The organism is Enterobacter cloacae complex sp. IR5401 (genome assembly GCF_049238425.1).
In the GTDB taxonomy this organism is placed as follows: Bacteria; Pseudomonadota; Gammaproteobacteria; order Enterobacterales; family Enterobacteriaceae; genus Enterobacter; species Enterobacter hormaechei_C.
The window spans coordinates 1-20,304 of sequence record NZ_JBMKHN010000022.1; the positions used below are offsets into that span (position 1 = coordinate 1).

Here is a 20,304-nt window from a genome sequence, read left to right on the forward strand (position 1 = left end):
CTGATGATCTGTTCGTCGGAAAAACGCTTCTTCATGGGGATGTCCTCATGTGGCTTATGAAGACATTACTAACATCGGGGTGTACTAATCAACGGGGAGCAGGTCATTTCCACTCATTGTTCCGTAGACAGCCAATAGAGCAGTCAAGTAATCCTATTTTGTAAACAAGCTTGGTAACCTGAGTCTGTCGCAGACCCAGTAAGTTTTAAGCCTATTTTCAAGAATCATTGAGGGGCGGTACTAGTTGAGATACCGAGTGGTTTATAAATTACGTTTTGAGTTAGCTTTTAACTTTCACAACTGAAAACTCGCAAATCCATTTCAACATACTTATATACTTCTACTTGTAAAGTATTGGACCAGACGTTGACATTCTCAATAACAATCAAGAGATTCTTGCTTCAACGGAAGTTGAATTAACCTTCCTCCACAAGCAGAAACGACATGCCCTGCCGCTTAAAATTCATCATATACTACATTATCACTGAACCCCCTTACAAGGGTTTACTCTCCCGGCGAATAACTTCACCACCCAGCCATTCTTGTTTGTATATCAACTGCCTGACAAATTCGTATCTCATACTCAGAGTGTTATCGTTCTTGTCAGATACAGAATCCATCAAGTTCACAACCTCAACAACTGCGTGATTTTTACAAATTGCCGTGGTTGCTTTATGGATATTATCGAGTCTTATCCTTGCTGCCTTTGATTTTACTCTGTCAATTTTACCTTTGGTTTTTAGCCAATTTTGGCTGTGTTTCTTTCTTCTGGTCAGTGTTTTATTAAGACGGATTAATTTTTTCTTTTCTTCCGCTTGGTAAGTGTTATCACCGCCGCCCCCAGATGACAGATGAACGCTATCCACATTATTAAGTACAATTGTAGATTTGATATCAGAGGGGTGTATTGGATCAGGGACTGTTTGCTCTGTATTAAAACTGATATACCACTTCCCCTGATTCAGGGAAATAGTTGCGTTTTTTAAATCACCAATGATTTCACGACTCTTGCGATACTTTACCCAGCCGACTTTAGGAAGAGATACCAATTTTTTTTCTTGATCTACTCTAACCCTTTGGCATGGTATACGGAAAGAATCATGCCGACCTTTCTTTTTAAACTTTGGATATTGTGATTTGCCGGTAAAAAAGTTTCTGAATGCTCTGTCTAAATCTCTTAACGATTGCTGTAAACACTGAGAAGGGGCTTCTTTCAACCAAGAAAGGCTCTCTTCATTCTTCCATTCAACCAATTCAGAAGCCAGCTGAATGTAGCCTATGAATTTTTTACCAGAACGGTAATTCTCGTTAAGAAGAGCAAGGCCTTTGTTGTAAACAAAACGACAGGAGCCAGCAAAGGCCAAAAAGTCTGATAACTGACCTTTGTTAGGTTCAAGCAAAAATTTGAATGCCTGTTTTTTAATCACAACTGGACCTGTGTAAACGGAGCGAAACTGGTTAAATGCTAAATCATCGTGCGAGCGTTGATTAAAGGATTTGACTACTTTTAACGACCTTATTCAACCAATAAAAAGCCCCACATATATGGGGCTTTGACACTTAATTTGAAATTAGCCTTGCAGCAGAGACAGAACCTGCTGAGGAACCTGGTTAGCTTTGGACAGCACGGAGTTACCAGCCTGCTGGATGATCTGCGCTTTGGACATGTTGGACACTTCGGTCGCATAGTCCGCATCCTGAATACGGGACTGCGCTTCAGACAGGTTGGTAGTGGTGTTGTTCAGGTTGGTTACTGCAGAAACCAGACGGTTTTGTACAGCACCCAGGGAAGAACGGAATTTGTCGATCTGGCTGATTGCATCGTCCAGCGCTTTCAGTGGATCGGCAGTAGAGGTGGAAGCGGTGGTAGCTTCGGTGGTCAACTTACCATCAGCAGTTTCATAAATGGTACCGCCAGTGCTGTTGGTGATAGCACCGTTCTTCTGTTCAAAGTAGGTCACATCTTTTGTCGGCTCGCTGGAAAGCGCACCGTCGTCAACATAAACATCGTCATTGGCAGCATCTTTAACAACACCTGCTGCGGTAACGGTGTGAGTGGCTGTACCTGTACCACCCAGATCAAGGGTGAAGTTTGCACCTTTAGTCAGGTTGGCCATGCCTTCAGCACTTACATGTGCATTGGTGATATTAACAGTGTCAACTTTAGCCAGGCTGGTGAAGTCAGCGCTGCCAGTAGTGCTATAAACAGTGTTCTGACTGGTACCTGATGCGACGGTCATAGTCGCTGTTTTACCATTAGCAATTAATGCGTCTAATGTTGCAGCTGTATTCCCCGCTGCAGTAGCAGTGAAGCCACCAGTTGATGAATCAAGATAAAGCGCACTACCGTCAGCCGCAGTGATATTACCATTATTAGCAACCATAATATCGGTTGCCGCGCCACCGTCGATGCTCACTTTGGCAGCAAATGCGCCATCCGCCAGAATCTGGGCATTTGTTGAAGTCTGAATGCCGGCACCTTCTGAACTCACAGACATCCCGGAAGCAGCACCGGACGTAAGAGTGATTTTAGTCTTAACACCAACAGGAACTGCGCCAGTCGAGTCGCTGTTTGAAATTAATCCGTCCCAAGTTGCAACAGCAACGCCACCCGCATTGGTTTTCGTCAGGTTACCTTGCTTATCTAAATACAGCGTCGCGTTATCATCTGCCGCAGTGATTTTACCATCCTGGGAGATGTTAACTTTCTGATCTTTTTCACCGATCGTAACCGTTGCCTGAGAAGAATCCCCTGTATTTGGGTTAATAATGCTTAGTGTCTTTGCTGAATCTGCGCCTGTCGCATCGAAGCTGTATGATTTGCTTGCCGCGTCATATTTGTAACCTGCGGTTGCAGCCACACCGAACGCATTTGCGCCGCCGCCAGTGATAACGGATTTATCTGAGATATTTGCTAATAAATCAGAAGCTGATGCCTTACTGTTAGCAATGGTGTTCTTATAATCAGTCACACCATTCGCATCTGTAGTGCCTTTAGTAAAACCAGCTAATTTCAGATCGTCAGCTGTTGCTTTGGTATTCGCTACTTCACCTTTACCGTTAACGTTAAATCCAGTCAGGTTTAAAGTAGAGGAATCAATTTTTTTCAGGTCAATTGTGATGGTTTCACCATCGTTCGCACCAACCTGAATTTTCATGGAACCGTCTTTTGCCAGCACGTTCACGCCGTTGAACTGGGTCTGGCCGGATACGCGGTCAATTTCGTCCAGACGGGATTTGATTTCGTCCTGGATTGAGTTCAGATCGGATTCAGAGTTAGTACCAGTAGAAGACTGAACAGTCAGCTCACGGATACGCTGTAAGTTGTTGTTGATTTCAGACAATGCGCCTTCAGTGGTCTGTGCAACGGAGATACCGTCGTTGGCGTTACGCGCAGCCTGAGTCAGACCTTTGATGTTAGAGGTGAAGCGGTTGGCAATCGCCTGGCCAGCAGCATCATCTTTTGCGCTGTTGATACGCAGACCGGAAGACAGACGCTCAATGGCAGTAGACATTGAAGACTGGTTTTTGTTGATGTTGTTCTGAGTGAGCAACGAGAGGCTGTTGGTATTGATGACTTGTGCCATGATAGTAATTCCTATTTGACTGAACTTAAATTAAGTTTACGGCTTCCACCATTTGGCTCCTGCGCCGCTATGTTCACTATCGGCAACGTACTCTGGACCTTTAGAAGAAAAAGTGAAAAACCATCCCCATCTGCTTTCAGGCATCAAACGAAAGATAGTTGTTTACTTTTAATACAATGTGATAAGTTCGTTTTAACGCCCCCTAAACCACCATGATAAAGCTAAACAATTCAATATGTTGAGCATCATAAATAAACTATCTCGTTTGACAAACTGGCTACCTCTTATAAACCTCTAATCTCTTCATTTCTCAGCACTCAACAAGCGAGCATAACCCGATGTTCCGATGGTAAGACCTATCCAAGGCGCAAATGCTTAGCTATCTCATCGGATGGCACCTTGTTTTATCTGTCTTTTTTAGTAGGTGTATGTAAGATGGTTTTACATTACAGTCATTCTCTGTCTAATACATGATCAGGAGATTTGTTCAGTGAATGTTTCTGCCCGTTTTGTTATACTATTAAATCTTGCATGCGCAGCTTTATTATTTACTCTACTCAATGCCAGGTTTGATTTATTCTGATCAGGATCTCATTTTACTTACTCGAAATCCCTCCTAAGATTCATGCATGTACATATCTTACATCCAATCGAGTAGTAAATCGAAAATCATCAGGGAGAATAATGACTTGATAAAGGACGTGATCATTGACCATCGTCCTAACTTTCCATAAACAGGTGGGTATTTAGTGTATGAACCCTCGTCCAACTAGTTCCTTCCGATTACCCTTAAAGCACTTTTCATGGTGATGTTTTTCCTTGTTACATATTTGGATGCTTGTTTTAAGGCATTATTCATTGCTATTACAGTCACAGGCCTAGCTAACCCTTTAACTCGATTTGATCTACTCTGGAAAACATAAATATCAGAAGGATTGCAATCCTTTCTGTACGCAATTAACTTAGAAAGCAATAAATTTAATCTAATTGTTCGTGGCTCAAATTTTGGAGTTCCAGCCAAGTGCAGCATGTCATCTTCGATATCGGAATATCTAATAGTAATCACCCTGCTGCCTTCAGCACGGAGAGAAAACAATGTTAGCCATAAGTCTGCCCAAGTTGATGAGATTTTAGACAATTCAAAGTGAATAGCCCTAAACTCTTCAGGTGTAATAGAATCTGTTTTTGCCATGAATACCCCCAATGCTCAACCCAACCGCTTACCAAAATTTCAACAACTTTATTACATCATTTCAATACTTTATTACGAAAATTGGATTAAATGTTCAATATTTTTTTCCTCTACCCCTACCGCGCCGGAAATTTTTTATACAAGGTGCACACCGCAACGTCGTAAATAATCGCCACCTGCTTTCTGTCCATTCCGTTTGCGATCAGCCTGCCAGCCTGCGCCCATTGCTCAGGGGTTAACTTCGGCCTTCTGCCGCCTATGCGCCCTTTCTCCCGGGCTGCCGCCAGTCCTGCCCGGGTGCGTTCCACGATTAACTCCCTCTCCATCTCGGCCAGGGCTGACATGATGTGGAATATGAAACGCCCCATTGGGCTGGAAGTGTCGATGCTGTCCGTAAGGCTTTTGAAGTGGATGCCGCGCTGCCGGAGTTCGTCGACCAGCAGTACCAGATTTCGCATGCTTCGCCCGAGGCGATCCAGCTTCCACACTACCAGCGTATCGCCCTCACTCAGCGTTCGAAGAAGCTTTTTAAGCGCTGGCCGGTTCGCTACCGTCCCGCTCATTTTTTCCTCAAAAACCTGTTCACATCCTGCGCGTTCGAGAGCTTGTCGCTGAAGATCTGTGTTTTGGTCATTTGTTGACACCCTTACGTAGCCAATTAGCATGTTTTTCACCCAATATTTTCTGCAAAAAATCAGGTGAAGTTATCGGCATGGATGCCGCAGGGCAATCTATAAAACGTCGGCGAACACCACTACGGCATCAGATGGCACGCTTAAGGCAGCTTCGCCGGTGGCCAGAATCGTGAAATCTCAGAACGAGAACCAGCGTACCGATGTTGACGAAGTAGGCTTCACCTGGTGCGGCTGCGGTACGGCGAACGCCGAGGCTGAAGGGATCAAAATCTCTCGGCTGGATGTTGGGGTATATATTCTTACCGGTTCGGATGGCCTGGCATCAGAAGGCTGGCAGTTACTGCCGCCAATGGACCCAGGCGGCATGGGAGAGCTTGGGATTGTTGAAGCAGAGCAGGCAGAAAGCGGTGGGCTGACTATCCGCCTGTTTAAGCGAAAATACATGCTGAGCGATGAAGGGGAGATCGTCAAAACAAAAGGGGAACCGATGGACGTGCCGGTGAACAGCTGGATCGATGTTCGCCTGGATATGCCTGATGATTCTGCCTTTAATCAGCGGATGAATCAGGAACTTCAGCCATAGCCACACGCTGATTCCAGATACTGTTTTGCGGCATCTCTACACGTACACTGACAAACTGATCGGCCGGAATATCGGCCGGTTCTCCGGCGTTGAGCGGCCAGAAGTACGGCATTCTTGTTACTGATAGTCTCTCGGTCGACGGCCTGGCGCAGAGCATGTCCCAGCTCATCAACGAGTATGACGAGAACATCGGCGCCTGGGAGACATTTGCCACCACCTCAGCAAATCAGAACATCACCGTTACCATCAACGGCACTCGTGTAACCATTCCGGCGATCGGTAAACTGGTCCAGAAAGGAAGTAATGGGGCGGTTGGAGTTTCGGACGGTGGGACCGGAGCAACGAATGCCGCTGACGCGCGCACAAACCTCGGTTTGGGAAGTGCCGCAACAGCCGCACTAACCACATCATCAACTGATATGACTCTAGGTCGGGTTCTGAAAGTTGGTGACTTTGGATTAGGCAGAACAAATCTGAATGCGTCTGACGCCACTTTAAATGCAAATGACGTAACTTTCTCGTGTTTTAGTTCTGGCCCTGGTGCCAGCGGTTCTAATTATTATGACCCCTATTCCACCATGATAACTGGCGTACGTGCGGGGGGAGGTGATGGCACAGGTTATGTATCGCAAATACAGCTAACAGTTGATAATCGAATGGCATCACGTCGAAGATATCTTAATAACTGGTCACCGTGGGCCGTCTATTATTCCTCGGTTTGGGAAGCAGTGCTACACGGGATGCTTACAGCTCGACAGGACAGATGTTATCCCGGGGAGATTTTGGCTTGGGCGGGCCGGGTAATAGTAGTGCTGGCTGGGATATAGCTGTCGATGGCCGATTTTTAAGTAGCCCTTATGACGGCCCCTCAGCTACTGCTGTGTTTATGGGGATAAACTGCGCTCATAGTTCCGATTCATCCTACTGCTTTCAGCTTGGGGGGCGAGGAAACCAGGGTATGTGGTGGAGGGCAAGGGAAAGCGCCTCATTCCTTCCATGGTTACGAGTTTATGACACTGGTAACACCACCAGAGCTAGCGACGGCACCTTAAAAGCAGCCTCCCCAGTAGTTAAGCTGTTTGCAGACGGTTCGTTTGAAACTAATGGCGAATCAGAAGGCTGTACCGTAACTCGCATGAAAGCCGGAGAGTATCTGATCGAGGGCTGCATGGGGATGAACTCAGATGCGGCGTGGGGTGGTATTGATGGCGGGTTCGATATCCCTAAAGATCGTAATGGGCAGGCCCTAATCTGGCTTGACTATGAGGTAAATGCCGACGGGTCAGTGCTCGTGAAAACATTCCACCGGGAATACCCGTCAGCACCGATATTTGCGAGGAACGCACGGGAAGGTTTTATGGATGGCGACGCGGCAGGCGTAACTGTCAGTGACGTCGCACTGTTAATGGCCGTGATCTGAAACATCTGTACCGGGTTAGAAAGAACAAACAACGTCTGGCCAACCCGAATCTGGCTGGCTGGCGCCGTCCAGTTCGTGCCGGTACCGGTGGCGGTATTTCCGTTGATGGCGATGGTTCCAGTGTTATAAAGCATATTTTCTCCAGGTAATAAAAAACCCCGCCGGAGCGGGGTTTGTTTTGAGACAGAATGAGTTATTGGCAGGTGGTGCTGGTGAACGTGCTGGCGCTCACCCAGGTCCAGTTAAAAGGATAACCGGCGCGGTAGTGTGTCTGATTGTTTTGTTTACGGACTCCGTAGATCTGGACGCTGCTTTCCTGTCCGCCGACCAGGGCTGTTCCGGTGCATACGGGTTGCTGCTTCTCAATAACGCCAGCGCAACCGGAGAGCAATACCGCTACCGCCAGGCAAAGAATCATATTTTTCATAGCGTTTATATCCCAGGGCATTCATGAAGCTACACAATAACAATATGAATCAACGGGATATAATTGATTTGGTAGATCAATTATTCGAAATTGATCGTTCAAAACGATCAATCATAGTTGGCGCAGTTGATGGCCATAATCACATTTCTCAGATTCGAATACGCGACGTTTTGAAGGTTGCCGCCGGGGGTTGTCTGCGGTCTGGCAAATATCCGCGTATTGCTTCCCTCAAGTTTTGCCATGCTTTTATATATCGCCATGTATGGCTGCGGCTGACCGCCAGCCGATATAACCCCGGTAATTAGCCCCAGCATGGCAGGCATACAGGCCCACTTCCCCGCCAGAGTTGTATTGATGTTATATCCTGAGCTGGCATCCACCCCGGCGGTAGCGGCGCTCACCGTTGGCGTTGCAGAACATGGCGTTCATTGAGTTAATGCGGTCTTTAACCGGCGGGTTGGCATCATCAACGATGACACTGAAGCCGGCATCGTTAAGCTGGGCAATATCCGTCTTGCTGGCGTTCTGCGATTTGCGGGAGTCGCCTGACGCATCCGGGTAGATGTAAATCTCCCGGCTCTTCACATAACGCCCATCCTCATATCGCCAGAACTCTTCCTGGATACGCTTAATCATCGCCGGCGTGTCGTAGACTTTCACCAGTTCGCGAACCGCGCGCGGTAGCCCGTTACGCTTTACGTGAACAATCGCGGCCATTTTCCCTACGTTGAAGTCCATACCGATAAACAACGGATCCCCATCCTGAATCTCGTCAGAACAGTTGTTCAGTTTACGGTTAAAGGTGTGGTAAATGGTCCCACTGTTGAGGTTGGTGAACTTCCCGCGCAGGTATGCCTGAATCAGTTCGTCAGGGTAAGAGCTCAGCAGCGAGGAAATGTAATCCGGGGGCAGGTTCTTCGCGTTGTCGAACGTGCTGGCCTGAATCAGCCCATACAGAGCAGAAAGCTCAGGCTTTTCGCGGACCGCCTTCACGAACTGCTGGTAGACGAACTTGAAGCCCTCCGGCGTAGTCGTTACATCGATGCCGTTACGCAACCCGTCGACTTTGTAACGCATACGGGCGATGATTTTTCGCCAGGCCTGCTGCGCTTTGGCAGCCGCCATGACGTCCAGTTCATCCACCATCGCATTACCGATTTTGAAACCAACTATCGAGCCTGGCTTCTCCATTGAGCGGCAGATTGTGGTTCCGCGGTATCGTCGCCCCTCGTAGAAGTGAACCTCTTTGTTCCCCTCATTGATTATGACGCTCAGCCCCCAGTCAAAGGCCACTTCCTCAATCGTCGGGTAGAAGATGTCACGGATCTGCGGGTACGTCGGCGCGAAATAACCCTGGTTGATTTTAGGGTGCTCCCACATCCCCTTACAGATGCCGCCACAACCCACCCACGTCTTACCGGAACCGAACCCGGCAACGTAGGCTTTGAATTTGTGCTGCATCGCGAGGAAACGCGCCTGAGGAATGTTAAGTGTCGGGCTGATCCCCATCTTCCGCCCTCGCGTCCACTACGTTGATATTGATCTGAACTGGGGTCGGTTCGTCACCATCACCATCACCGGCCAGCTCTTTGCGGAGTTTCTCAACCTCCAGCTGCCGGCGGTCGATTTCGATCTGCTGGAGACGCTGAGCGAACTCGCTATCCGCCAGGCCAAGCCGTTTCATTACGGCTTCGAACATACGCTCACGGCTGATAGCGGTTATCTCGACGCCGTTCTTTCCGACCTTTACGCCGGAGTAAGCGAGTCGCGAGACTGGCGAGAGTTTACGCGTATCAGCGAAGTAAGGCTGGCCGATACCATCGCCGTTACAGCGTGGGCAGGCAGGGTTAGGCTCACGATTATGGTCATAGCCATAGCCACCAACATCAGCGGGCTCGCGACTTTTCCGCTCAAGCGCTTCGAGTCGTTTCTCTTCGAACTCCACCATATCGCGCCACTGGTACTGGTGACCGAATCCCCAGCAGTAACGACACGCGCCGCGGCGATACTGCGATAGCTGGTTTGCATCGAAGGTGGCAAGCTGCCACATCTGCGCGAGGACTTCATCGGCACCGCCAAGCGTGCGCGCAATGGAGGCTTTCTGTTGTTGTGCAATAGCCTGGGCAACTGAAGTTTTCTGAAGGAGTTGATAACCAATTTGTTCAGCGGATTTTTTGCTGTAACCCGCCCTGATAGCTGCTTGTGTGGCGTTACCATCCTTTAGGTATTCCGCAACAAATAAGCGTTGCTGAGCAGTAAGTCCATCATCATCCATCAGCTCATTTGCGCTTTGTTCTTTCTGCGCAATGCGCACTTTTTTCTGCGCAGGTTTTTGCGCAGAAGTTTTTTTGATATATCGACGGGCGGTAGCGTAGTTCAGTCCCTGCGCTTCACACCATTCCTTTGGTGATACGCCGGTTGCGGCATGTTCGGACAGGAACCGTTGCTGAAGCTCTCCCCAGTCCGGTTTTGCCATTATTCACTCCAATAAAAAAAGCCACCAGCGAGTGCCAGTGACTTGAATGTGGTAATCAGAAATGGGTTCGAACCGTTGGGACAAACAATATTAAGCGCTCACCCGCTGGATTAAAGTAGCATCACGCTTCGTCTGGCCGATATGAACTCCTGTATCACTCTACTGACGTATAGAACCAAGCATGACCCATCCTACTGCTACGCGCCAGTCTCGCTGCTTTCAACCAATCAGAGCATCATAAGCCTCGATAATTTCTTTCCTGCTCACGTATCTGTCGGCTGCCACCAATATGGCTCCACTTTCGCCTTTCAGAAAAGTTGAAAAAAAAATCACCACATCCAAACACCTCACCTCATCATTAGCATACAGATAAAGAATCTTGCTCCGATAACTTCGAATTTTCAGCAACTTAGCAGGCTCATCATCAGCAAAAATCAATAGCTGTGCCATAAAATCTCCTTCTACACATAATTCCTTACAAGAGAAGATTGTTAGTCCCATGAACACTCAATCACATTGACGAATCTTTTGCCTGTGATTTACGTTACCTTTAATATCCCAAAAGTCTTTTTTAACTCATACACCTGAATTCAATTCTGAAAGAAGTGAAAATGGCAGCAAACAAATCACCAGGAGTTTAAGTTTATTTAATTAGTTATAGTGCAGAATGCTTAACCCTGTATATAGAGTTCGCTTCTTCGCACTTTTCTTTCAAGTATATGAACCGGGTGGATACTTCACTGTTTGAGCAGTTCGTCACAATGCAGTAACCCTCTACCCACGCCTTTTCATCCTTTTCGGCAAACAAACTTTCGAAAATGGCAACCCAAGTGCTGTTAGGCATGCGTTCCAGTTCAAAATACTTCATTGTCCCTCCCTCACGAAGGGTTCTGTACTCATCCAATCCTAAGATTTTCATACTGCATCTCACGGTCTTTTTAATGTTATGATTTCTAGCATTATATCCAGGCTTTTCCTACCCCAAAATCCATGGGACTCTGCATTTTATCATCATTAGCAACCAGCAGATGAGCTTTGTAATAGATGAAGAATGCGCATAAGAAAGCCATAGCTATTCATGTGACATGCCTGTCCTCAGTATTGGATTTAGGTTACCTTCTGGATAAAAACTTACCCATCAACATTAAAAATACAACGATTCCAACAGGCACTCCAACAATAGGTGTAGCGAACGCGCTTACTCCCACGGCGGCAACCATACCTCCCAAAGTACTAAACATGATGGGTATGATTAACATAATGATAGCCTGGGGTATTCCTGCCTTCCAGAGGAGTAACACCATAATGACAACAAAGAACACCATGAGAAAAGGCATTGTTTGCCCCCTTAATTAAACACACTCTCTATATAACGACCATTTGGAAAATTTATTTAGTTATCTTTCAATTAAGGCCTACTTGCAGTTCGCCTGCCACGCTTTGTTATGCGCCAGGATGTCGCGCTTCGTCTGCCTGTCCAGTACATCCCAGTCGTGCGCTGTGCAGTAGATGGGTTTAACCCAGTCGCAAGACGTATCGGCTACCTCAACCCTTACGGGTCCAGTTGTCCCGCAGCTCGCGATCAACATCGTCGTCAGACATATGGTTAACAGTCTGCTGTACATTGCTGGCCTCTTTCGTTGCTTCTACCCGGCGTTCGGCTGCTGCGACCGTTGCCGCTGCGTTATCTTTGGTGCGCTGCTGGTCGGCTTTCGCTTCAGCTTTGCTGGTGCCGCGAATATGGCCCAGGCCAAAAGCGCCTGCAATGGCGGAAATCACCAGTGCGGCCAGCCCGATTATCGTTTCGATACCCACTCTCACCTCACACCAAAACTGATTTCGCCAGATTAAACAGCGCACGGCGTTTATCCAGCCCGTTGCGGCCGCCATTGATTAACAGTGTCACGCGCTCAATGTCGCCGGAATGAAGAAGGCAACCGCGGGAGGCATAGAACCATGCGGCAGAGCGCGCGGCGTATTCATCCTTTTCAAGCAGCTCCGGATGAGTAACAAGGTCCAGTTTCAACGCCTGGCCACAACTGCGATAGTTGCTCAGGCCGGTAATCTGTTTCAGCCCACGACCGCGATATTTCCAGCCATCACCAGCGACCTGATTGCCAAGGTGTTCTTTTCCCCACTCACCACCGTATACCAGATTGGCGATCGCTTTCTGGTTTGCCGGTTGCGTTGCCGTTCTGCCAAGTGCGGCGGATTGCTGTTGAGTGATGCGGTGGCTGCCGAACGTCGGTACCAGGTTTTCAACCGCGTAATTCAGGTTCTCCACCAGTCGGGTAAATCTGGTGCTTTCATGCCCCATCTGGGCAATAAACATGGCCTGATCAAGCGGTGCGGTGATGCCGTATTCCTTCATGGCGGCGTCGATATGCGGAAACCAGCGCGCAGCTAATCCGGCGCTGATACCAGCCGCCTTCTGAAATTGTGATTGGTTCATTAGTGCCTCAGATGATCAACCAGACGTGCAACGTTGCCTTTGACGGCCACCAGCACGGAAAGGAATATGATATTGGCCGCAATGGTGGCCCATGATGAATGCGGGTAGATCCCACACAGGTACGCCAGCGGTACAGCGCTGTAAGTGACGGTAATCAGCCAGGCTAAACGCGAAATCCATGGCCGATGCCGCGAATCACCACGGCGGTAAAACATCAGAGTAATTACAACTCCGGCGCAGAGCAGCGCGTTGATAGTTGCTGTTGGGTCATTTAGTACCACCTGAACCTCCCCGGCGCGTTATCAGCGCCACCAGCGAGCCGATGTCCTGCTTGTTCAGGAACGTAAGGATTTGAACGGCTAACGCAGAAGCTATTACGGCACCAATAGCATCCAGAGGCTTCTCGGTGTACCCCGTCCAGGATGTGAGTTTTGCCCCCAACAACCCCGAACAAAGAATGCCGACGATATACGACACGAAGAAGTATGCCAGGCGACGTAACACACTCAGGTCAGCCGCTGTCGCTATGTAGAATACTGCGCCTGCAAATGCTCCAAAAACAACACCGTAATCAGTTCCGGTCAATAGACCGTAAACACTGGCTCCAGTCAAAGCTAAACCGGCCAGCCCTGTGCCGGAAAATGGATCGGACATAGGTCTCCCCTCATATAGCTGTGTATCCTCTCAGTAATGAGGGGAATAAAAAAAGCCCGCACGGGAGCGGGCAACGAATGCAGATATTTATTTTTTTCAATTTCAGAACGAAGATTATCGGCAGTATTGGGAAAGACTTTAGACAATAAAAACCCGGCGCGGTGGCCGGGCAGAAAGTTTATAATTCTGGCTTGATACGGCCAAAAACTTTTTCAATGCCGGCCTCATACTCCTCTTTGTTGTCGCTCATTGCTGCAACGCCAAGAAGTTTGCCGATGTGTTGTCGTAAGGCCTTGACGCCAATTTCAGAAAGGAAGAGGTGTAACTTATCTGATTGCTTTCCATTCTCATCCCTACTGGCGCGAATTTGCTCTAATATCTTCCCCTTACTCTTAGCCAGTGGGACGTAAATTTGCATATTAGTCAACTGTCCAAAGCGGATCGGCCTGCCTTTTTCCGGACGATTAAGTCCATATAACCGATACCATTCCTCATACAACTCGTCGGGAAACTCTTTCTCATATTGGCGGGCTTCCTCTCGTACAAATGCCTTAAAAGCATCGATTACCTCTTGAACTTCAGGTCGATAACCGGCCAATGCATAGGCTACGCCTTTTATACCTGATTTAGCGGAAGCATTTATTAGTTTTTGAGCTGTATCGGCAGCAGGGATTCTAGACGGTGGCAGAGCATCGGCACTTTTTGCATCTATCAGCGCCTTTCCGATATCAACGATCACATCAATATCAAACCCATGAGCGTTATTGATGTTTTTGGACTGCCCACTATATTGAAAATTAATAGGATTTTCAATTTTCGCTTTTAAACTTGGACCACCAAACTCCTTCATGTAACCAGCGCTTAGTAGTTTATCGACATCCCTTGCGAAGTTGCCGATACCTAAAAGTCGAGCAAGTCCAGCCTTAGTAACTACTGCGGTTTTCGATTCATCACTTAAGACATAACACTCAGCATCTATTCCAAATTCATCTTTGAAATTACCCATATGGGTGGCTTTGTGAATTTTATCCCTCCACCTTGCAGCAGCAGCCTTTTTGGCAATGTCAGAACGCTGCTCTTTAGTAAGAGACTTCGCCCTGGCAACCCCGCCCTTAGCTTTACCCTTTGGATCTTTCTTGTCGCCTGACATATGCAAGCACCTTTCTGTAAAACATGCTTGCATAGTCAAGAGCATATAAAAGGCCGACGGATGGTAGCCTTCAGTAAACGAATGTTGTAGTGCTTAATGGTCCACCATCGAGGATTCGAACCTTGAACCACAGAGGTAGAAGCTCCGTGCACTGACCAGTGGAAAAAAAAGACCAGCATTGGGTTGCTGGTCATGGGTCATGCAGTTGTCTCTGCGAAGCGGGTGTCTCCCCACCCAGTATTTTCAGTATCGAGAGCATTATCGAATGCCACTTTAACTATAGCATCGCGGTAAAAAATCGCTTTGCCATATTCCTATGGCTCACACTCGGAAGGTTCTGTGACCCATCGTGTAACTCATGACGCGGATATGGCAAAGGCACGCCGGATCATGACCAGAAATTTTAATTAAATAGCTTGCGAATGGTGCCGATAACCTGATCACCAAATGATGATGTGTCATCTTTAAGCGTACCAGTCAAAAATGGATAACGAGGAAAACCATTAATGCATAAAAAATTGAAGTTAGCAGGAGCATTTTTATTAGCTATTTCTTCTCTTCCTGCATACACAGCTGACAAAATTGACGGCTGGATCTTTCTGACAAATACAAACAATTTCAACTTCTATGGTAAGGAACGTTCATTGACTGAAAACAAAGGTATTCGGTCAATAATCATACAAGAAGTTCCAATTTCCAAGAACTCCAGTGCGAAAATTCTCTACTCTCATTTCACCATTCCTTCTAAAGCATGCAAAAATGAGTTTGGTGAAATAACAATGTATGAAATGAGCGGAAAAGTTGCTGGAAAATATGATTATGTTAAAGGTGGCTCAAGTGCAGCCGCTTACATAGCTGATCTTGTCTGTGGAAATTAATGAATTAGCTACAAAAACCCGCACTAAAGCGGGTTTAATTTCATTTGGTCGCAATAATCAACTGTGGAAATCATACAGGACATTTTTATGCAAAGTCAACCCTAACATGCAAAAATGCGTCGTCATTTGCTTCGATCATATTATTAAGTTGTTGCCTTCTCGAATTCGACAGCCGCTTGACATTCCCACTTGCGCAGCGTGTCCACAAGCATTTCAAAGAGTGGTTTCCAGTTACGCGACCATGATGACTGATGAAGGTCAGGGAGTCGCTTCAGAATGACGCGATATACCGTCGCCGAGGAGATAGCAGAGAAGCCAATACCAGAGCAACGTTCACACGTTTTGAAAACTGGTACGCCACGTTCCTTCGTTGCTTTACGGTCCACCACTTCACCTATGCCGCCGCAACGACAACGGGCGCTTATCGTTCCCTTGCCTTCGCAAACATCACAGACCGCCGGTACAACCTCTGTTACCTCTGTCCACAGCTCCCAGTCAGACGGACGAACGGCACGGGAGCGGCTGGCCCAGTATGGCGCTTTACCCCAAGGGTACGAAACCTTGCGGGTGACCTGCTCTTTAGTGGTCCGGCCGGTACCACAACAGCTGTGACACATCACGCTGGTAGCCGCCGAACAGGAATACTCCGCGAAAGCAAACTGCGCCAGCGTCAACATGCAGGCTCCGAGCTTATCGCCAGCGGCTTTGCGGACATTTTTAGGGGCGTTTTTAATGGCAAACTGCGCCAGCGCCTGAACTGCGAGTTGTTCATCTGTTTTGCTAATGCCGGCTTTGCCGAAGAAAGCAGCCAGGCCGAAGCGCGCACGGCTGCTGGTGGTGCCAATGGCCGCCATAACATCAGTGCCGGTGAGACGATCCGGAGAGGTTCCCTTTACATCTTCGCTGATATGCATTCCCTGAGGACTAAAATGTTTAAGTGCTGCTTCCAGTTTCATGTGCCCCTCTGCTTTGATTCAATTCTGATGTAATTACGGAAGATGCGGTAATCCACCAGCACCGATCCCCGGTAGCGGTAAATGCGAAGGCGCTGCCAGCGCGCGCGTAGTACCTCAAGCGTTTCTGGCTTCATGTGGCCTCCCCGATGATAATTTGCCCGGTTTCTCCCCAGATTTTGGTAACCCGCCCGTCCCAGACATGGCTATCCTCGTCAAACACTGCATCCAGCAAAGCTTTTTCCAAGTTGTCTTTGTCCGGCTTTTGTTGATGAGGCTGGCCGACATATTGCTCCCGCTTTGCCTTGCTCCAGCTCTTTGGCATGGGGATAACGAAAGTGACGTGATATCCGGCTTCAGGCAATTTAATGCCCAGCAGCCGGACCTGCTCTTTGTATGCCCAGTAAGCAGCCGTTGCCGGGCGTTTATGCCATCGGTCTCGCTGGGTCATTCGTGGTTTGCCAATCGGCGTAATTTCGTAAATTTTCATGCGGGCACCACCAGCCCGCGGCGGGCAACTTCAATCACTGTCAGAACAATCGCGCGGTCCATAAGCTGCCGGCGCTCTTCCCTGTTCAGCTTATTTCCGTTATCAATGCTGTCATGACAGCAAACGCAGAGCGCAGCTGTCGCACAGTCATCGGTTTTTAATCCCATGCCTTTCCCTTCGTTCCGGTGTGCCACCTGCGTTCCCCATGCTCCACAAAGAACACAACGCTCGATCTGCCCAACGGCGGCAAGCCATTTTTTGCTGCGATAAATAGCCATGCTCACCCCCATATCCGGTTTTGCCACCGGCGATTTATACGCGGTGGTTTATTGCCTTCAGGCAGCCGGGCGCTGACGGTCCAGGTGATGTAATCGGAGTTCAGGCTGCGCTCTACCTTTACGCCGCGGCGCCGGTATTCCGCCATGAGTTCTTCGGCTTGCTGGGTTGTGCAATCGGTATGATGAAACCAGGTATGCTTCATCCCCATCACCCCGCGAAGCTCATGAGCTGCGCAGCGGCGTTCTCCGCCTCGCCCTGGTCTCTGAACGCTTTTGACAATATCCAACGCCAGAGGACATCGAGCGCGGCCTTGTACAGCTGCTGGAACTCAATTTCGTCCATGTTGGCGAATGAAATACTGCGTGGGTGCTTCTGAAGTGTGCCATCCGGAAGTTTGATAGCGTCGTAATGCCCGGCCTGAATAGTCACCCAGGCGCGGTATGCATCGAAAGATTTACAGAGGCTGATCCCGTTTGTTACGCGGCGGCTCGCAACCTGCACAAGATAGTGCTCAGCGGCATCGAGCAGTGCGCTTTCGTTTCCGCCATAGGAAGCCAGGAATTTAGCGTAGCCGGTAACCAGCTTGCGCTCGTTGGAGGAGATTGCGCCGCCGGTAGGCTCCCAGTATTCGAAGCCCAGATTCAGCAGAGCGAAGAAGCGGCGATGAAACGCAGGATTGCGTACCTGTTTGAAGTCGGCCACCAGCACGGCGCCGAGCTTGATTTTTGATTGCAGCAAATCGCTGGTCTCCGGCGTAGCCGGGATCAGGATCCCTGAGGACTGCTTAATGAGTTGTAACTGCGCCATGGTGTTCACTCCGTGGCGCATCGCGGTCAGGTTGCTGGTTGTTCAGGCCAGCTCAAGAATTATGATTGCGTACGTAGTGACAAGTCAATTTTTAGAAGCCATTTCCCTTACAATTTCCATAATGGTTTCTTTGGACCAGTAACGATCATCCCTACTTAGTTTTCTGTGAGTTATGGAGCTATCTTTGGTGGAAATTATATAGCGCTCTTCCGCCCCCAACTTGAAGGACAGCAACTCCCTTCCTTTCCCATCGGTTATGGTCACTCGCAGATCTGACTGAACTACACCCTCCACGGAATCCCCCTGAGCGACATACAGACGCGATTAGAAATTGTCGGCAGCAGCATCAAAGGGATTCGCAAATTGCGGTATTCTGAAAATGCGCGCTACCCCTGAGTACACCCTTAATAGAACCAGTCGTCTGCACTTTCCCAGGTTTCCTGAAGGATACCTTCAACCGTCTTCTTCGCTTCCTTTGCCCCACCATAAACGCTTAACCCATCCGAACCAGCACGACGAACAACCAGACTGCAATCCTCGAACTGATTCCGGAGCCGTTTTAGCAGTTCTTTTTCCAGCGCTGGCATTGCTCCATCAGGAAGTTTCTTTGTGCGATCAATGGTTAACTCAACTTTCATGGTGGCCTCCTTTGCACATGCTGTGTTTTTACACAGTAACCCGCAAACTCAGAATGATCAACCTGTTAAGAGCACAAAATGTTAAAAACATAAACTTTTAGACATAAAAAAACCTGCCGAATAAGGCAGGTTATTTGTTGCTTTTACATACGTTGCTTAATAGCACTGGAATATGGTGTTGAACTTTGACTCTGTATTATAGGTTCCGTAAAACCCAGCCATCTTTCCTATTCCCTTGCTATACATCATGCTCCCTGAATAGCCAATAATCATATTTTCTTTCGCAATATTCAGTATAGGACTATGGAAAACCTCACCGTTTCCAAAATTTTCAAACATAATATCGAAACGATTACCGTAATCAATAATCACAGTCCCTGATGGAGACTGGCTATCAAGTTTTGCTTCTTTATAATTCGTGATGCTGCATTTTTTTGTGGCAGCACCAGCCGGATTGTTGAGATTGGTAGCAACTGGAGATTCTACATATCTTGTTTGTTCTTTAATCACGCAACCTGATAACACTGGAAGCACCATGCCCAGAAGAAGGAATTTTTTCACGATTAGTCCTTTGATATATTTCTGACAAGATTATTCCTCAGCAGAGTGTCGAGAAAAAGCTGAAGCCTAATAATTAGGATTTTCCTCAGATAGGATAGCAATATTAACCACAATACGATATCGCTTGTCATCAGGCCGCCAACTCTCTTGGCACACAAAGATCAGGAAGATTCGCCCTCACCAGCGCCTCAGCGAATGGCGGAGGCACAGCATTGCCGCAACGGATTAATGAGAAAGAAAAAACCCGCCGAAGCGGGTTTGCTTTGCGTCACTAATGAAACTTCTCTTACAGCGAATCACGAGCGAAGCATTCTCGCGCACGTTGCGTTGCTAAGGCTACGGGGTTGAATGGCTCTCCGTGCCCATTTAAGTTGGTAAGCGGTGTTTTGTTGAACGGTTTTTGAGACGAAGATAGAATCAAACAAAACATTAAAAATGGAATATTAATTATGGATAAGAAAACCGCATCGCTGGGCTTTTCTGCTCTGTTTGTTGCGAGTGTCGCTTTTGCTGAAACTACAAGTAACTGGGTTGAGGTTACCACAGCTGATGATGGCGTTTTTTCAGCAAAAGCAGGGACATACAGGAATGTTAAAGGTGATTCATCTGCCTTGTTCATGTATCAAACAAAAAATAAAAAAGTAGAGTATTACAAAGTTAGTATTAAAGATGCCGACTGCGATAGTGGATATGGAGAGATAAAACTCTTCTATATGGATGGGAAGTTAGCTTTCAAAGGTGATTATGTTGCCGAAGGGAACAGCGTCGGCGCTGGTATTGGTGATTTTATGTGTGCCGTTAGAGGTGCTGCTAACTCACAAAAACGTTAAAGGAGGGGGCTATTGTTAAAACAATAGCTCATAATCCATATCAGAAAAATACTGATTCCGCCATTTCTGGATAAAACCCTTTACGCTCCGGCCATAGAGAATTACTTCTGTGCTCTGCTGGGGATTTAGCCATCATTCAACCTGCTGTTGCGGCGGCAACTCATCACTATTACTTACAGGTTGGCTACCCTGAAGATTGGCGGCGCGGCAGGCATTCCAGCCGCAACGAAAAGTGACATCAAAGTTGTCCTCTTCCATGAACCTACACTTGTACTCTTCGCGTGTCAGCTCA

The 20,304-nt window shown here is 47.8% G+C and carries 24 protein-coding genes and 3 pseudogenes; 5 read left to right on the plus strand and 22 right to left on the minus strand.

All coding sequences use genetic code 11. From position 1 onward, the window contains the following. Positions 1-494: 494 nt before the first annotated feature. The 4 genes from ACOTX1_RS21530 to ACOTX1_RS21545 form a co-directional block, all read right to left on the minus strand. Positions 495-1,427 carry an RNA-guided endonuclease InsQ/TnpB family protein gene (locus ACOTX1_RS21530; RefSeq protein WP_006811567.1) on the minus strand — a complete coding sequence of 311 codons (933 nt, stop codon included), beginning with the start codon at positions 1,425-1,427 and terminating at the stop codon, positions 495-497. A gap of 144 nt (positions 1,428-1,571) precedes the next feature. Further along, entirely contained in the window at positions 1,572-3,587 is a 2,016-nt protein-coding gene (locus tag ACOTX1_RS21535) for a flagellin (RefSeq protein WP_006811568.1), read from the minus strand. 769 nt (positions 3,588-4,356) lie between these two features. Further along, positions 4,357-4,779, minus strand: coding sequence for a hypothetical protein (locus ACOTX1_RS21540; protein WP_006811569.1), 423 nt, complete (start codon positions 4,777-4,779; stop codon positions 4,357-4,359). A gap of 116 nt (positions 4,780-4,895) precedes the next feature. After that, on the minus strand, positions 4,896-5,444 hold the full coding sequence (locus ACOTX1_RS21545) for a recombinase family protein (protein ID WP_006811570.1): 549 nt from the start codon (positions 5,442-5,444) through the stop codon (positions 4,896-4,898). A gap of 139 nt (positions 5,445-5,583) precedes the next feature. On the opposite strand from ACOTX1_RS21545, the gene ACOTX1_RS21550 reads away from it, so the two are divergent. The 3 genes and pseudogenes from ACOTX1_RS21550 to ACOTX1_RS21560 form a co-directional block, all read left to right on the plus strand. Continuing rightward, positions 5,584-5,997: a hypothetical protein gene (locus tag ACOTX1_RS21550; protein ID WP_228463884.1), complete on the plus strand. Its 414-nt coding sequence runs from the start codon at positions 5,584-5,586 to the stop codon at positions 5,995-5,997. Positions 5,998-6,071: 74 nt separating this feature from the next. Continuing rightward, positions 6,072-6,390: pseudogene (locus ACOTX1_RS21555) on the plus strand (phage tail protein); the annotation flags it as partial. Between the two features lie 628 nt (positions 6,391-7,018). Next, positions 7,019-7,363: pseudogene (locus tag ACOTX1_RS21560) on the plus strand (phage tail protein); the annotation flags it as partial. A gap of 247 nt (positions 7,364-7,610) precedes the next feature. Here the strand turns inward: ACOTX1_RS21560 and cor are convergent. The 9 genes and pseudogenes from cor to ACOTX1_RS21605 all read right to left on the minus strand — a co-directional run bounded on the left by cor (position 7,611) and on the right by ACOTX1_RS21605 (position 14,576). Continuing rightward, positions 7,611-7,844, minus strand: coding sequence for a phage exclusion lipoprotein Cor (gene cor / locus ACOTX1_RS21565; RefSeq protein WP_023314669.1), 234 nt, complete (start codon positions 7,842-7,844; stop codon positions 7,611-7,613). A gap of 384 nt (positions 7,845-8,228) precedes the next feature. Then, a pseudogene (locus ACOTX1_RS21570) lies at positions 8,229-9,353 on the minus strand (terminase large subunit domain-containing protein); the annotation flags it as partial. Then, the gene (locus tag ACOTX1_RS21575) at positions 9,331-10,320 is read right to left on the minus strand and encodes a terminase small subunit (protein ID WP_023314672.1); all 990 of its coding nucleotides are present in this window, start codon (positions 10,318-10,320) and stop codon (positions 9,331-9,333) included. The gene ACOTX1_RS21575 and the pseudogene ACOTX1_RS21570, both read right to left, overlap by 23 nt. A 219-nt stretch (positions 10,321-10,539) precedes the next feature. Further along, positions 10,540-10,770 carry a hypothetical protein gene (locus tag ACOTX1_RS21580; protein ID WP_003859853.1) on the minus strand — a complete coding sequence of 77 codons (231 nt, stop codon included), beginning with the start codon at positions 10,768-10,770 and terminating at the stop codon, positions 10,540-10,542. A gap of 1,095 nt (positions 10,771-11,865) precedes the next feature. Further along, positions 11,866-12,135, minus strand: a complete 270-nt coding sequence (locus tag ACOTX1_RS21585; protein ID WP_023314673.1) for a hypothetical protein — start codon at positions 12,133-12,135, stop codon at positions 11,866-11,868. Positions 12,136-12,142: 7 nt separating this feature from the next. Next, positions 12,143-12,772 carry a glycoside hydrolase family 19 protein gene (locus ACOTX1_RS21590; protein WP_023304238.1) on the minus strand — a complete coding sequence of 210 codons (630 nt, stop codon included), beginning with the start codon at positions 12,770-12,772 and terminating at the stop codon, positions 12,143-12,145. Continuing rightward, complete coding sequence (locus ACOTX1_RS21595) at positions 12,772-13,053, minus strand: phage holin family protein (RefSeq protein ID WP_022651286.1); 282 nt, start codon at positions 13,051-13,053, stop codon at positions 12,772-12,774. Before ACOTX1_RS21595 ends, ACOTX1_RS21590 begins: the two co-directional genes overlap by 1 nt. Continuing rightward, the gene (locus ACOTX1_RS21600; protein WP_006811578.1) at positions 13,040-13,426 is read right to left on the minus strand and encodes a phage holin family protein; all 387 of its coding nucleotides are present in this window, start codon (positions 13,424-13,426) and stop codon (positions 13,040-13,042) included. The genes ACOTX1_RS21595 and ACOTX1_RS21600 overlap by 14 nt, the downstream gene beginning before the upstream one ends. A gap of 178 nt (positions 13,427-13,604) precedes the next feature. After that, the gene (locus ACOTX1_RS21605; RefSeq protein WP_006811579.1) at positions 13,605-14,576 is read right to left on the minus strand and encodes a P63C domain-containing protein; all 972 of its coding nucleotides are present in this window, start codon (positions 14,574-14,576) and stop codon (positions 13,605-13,607) included. A 506-nt stretch (positions 14,577-15,082) separates the two neighbouring features. Between ACOTX1_RS21605 and ACOTX1_RS21610 the strand changes: the two genes are divergently transcribed. Beyond that, a complete protein-coding gene (locus ACOTX1_RS21610) occupies positions 15,083-15,454 on the plus strand; it encodes a hypothetical protein (protein ID WP_006811580.1) in 372 nt (123 codons plus the stop codon). Between the two features lie 143 nt (positions 15,455-15,597). Here the strand turns inward: ACOTX1_RS21610 and ACOTX1_RS21615 are convergent, their stop codons facing one another. The 8 genes from ACOTX1_RS21615 to ACOTX1_RS21650 form a co-directional block, all read right to left on the minus strand. Beyond that, a complete protein-coding gene (locus ACOTX1_RS21615) occupies positions 15,598-16,410 on the minus strand; it encodes an antitermination protein (protein WP_006811581.1) in 813 nt (270 codons plus the stop codon). Further along, positions 16,407-16,544: a YlcG family protein gene (locus ACOTX1_RS21620; protein WP_006811582.1), complete on the minus strand. Its 138-nt coding sequence runs from the start codon at positions 16,542-16,544 to the stop codon at positions 16,407-16,409. Before ACOTX1_RS21620 ends, ACOTX1_RS21615 begins: the two co-directional genes overlap by 4 nt. Next, positions 16,541-16,897, minus strand: a complete 357-nt coding sequence (locus ACOTX1_RS21625; protein WP_006811583.1) for a RusA family crossover junction endodeoxyribonuclease — start codon at positions 16,895-16,897, stop codon at positions 16,541-16,543. Before ACOTX1_RS21625 ends, ACOTX1_RS21620 begins: the two co-directional genes overlap by 4 nt. Next, complete coding sequence (locus ACOTX1_RS21630; protein WP_022651648.1) at positions 16,894-17,175, minus strand: DUF1364 family protein; 282 nt, start codon at positions 17,173-17,175, stop codon at positions 16,894-16,896. The genes ACOTX1_RS21625 and ACOTX1_RS21630 overlap by 4 nt, the downstream gene beginning before the upstream one ends. A gap of 2 nt (positions 17,176-17,177) precedes the next feature. Further along, a complete protein-coding gene (locus tag ACOTX1_RS21635) occupies positions 17,178-17,384 on the minus strand; it encodes a hypothetical protein (RefSeq protein ID WP_023314674.1) in 207 nt (68 codons plus the stop codon). Further along, the gene (locus tag ACOTX1_RS21640; protein WP_023314675.1) at positions 17,384-17,983 is read right to left on the minus strand and encodes a DUF1367 family protein; all 600 of its coding nucleotides are present in this window, start codon (positions 17,981-17,983) and stop codon (positions 17,384-17,386) included. Before ACOTX1_RS21640 ends, ACOTX1_RS21635 begins: the two co-directional genes overlap by 1 nt. A gap of 404 nt (positions 17,984-18,387) precedes the next feature. Then, positions 18,388-18,621, minus strand: coding sequence for a DinI family protein (locus ACOTX1_RS21645; RefSeq protein ID WP_006811588.1), 234 nt, complete (start codon positions 18,619-18,621; stop codon positions 18,388-18,390). A gap of 156 nt (positions 18,622-18,777) precedes the next feature. After that, a complete protein-coding gene (locus ACOTX1_RS21650) occupies positions 18,778-19,182 on the minus strand; it encodes a hypothetical protein (RefSeq protein WP_006811589.1) in 405 nt (134 codons plus the stop codon). 449 nt (positions 19,183-19,631) lie between these two features. Between ACOTX1_RS21650 and ACOTX1_RS21655 the strand changes: the two genes are divergently transcribed. Further along, positions 19,632-20,012, plus strand: coding sequence for a hypothetical protein (locus ACOTX1_RS21655; RefSeq protein ID WP_006811590.1), 381 nt, complete (start codon positions 19,632-19,634; stop codon positions 20,010-20,012). A gap of 132 nt (positions 20,013-20,144) precedes the next feature. Here ACOTX1_RS21655 and ACOTX1_RS21660 read toward each other — a convergent pair whose 3' ends face one another. Further along, on the minus strand, positions 20,145-20,270 hold the full coding sequence (locus ACOTX1_RS21660) for a hypothetical protein (RefSeq protein ID WP_006811591.1): 126 nt from the start codon (positions 20,268-20,270) through the stop codon (positions 20,145-20,147). Between the last annotated feature and the right edge of the window lie 34 nt (positions 20,271-20,304).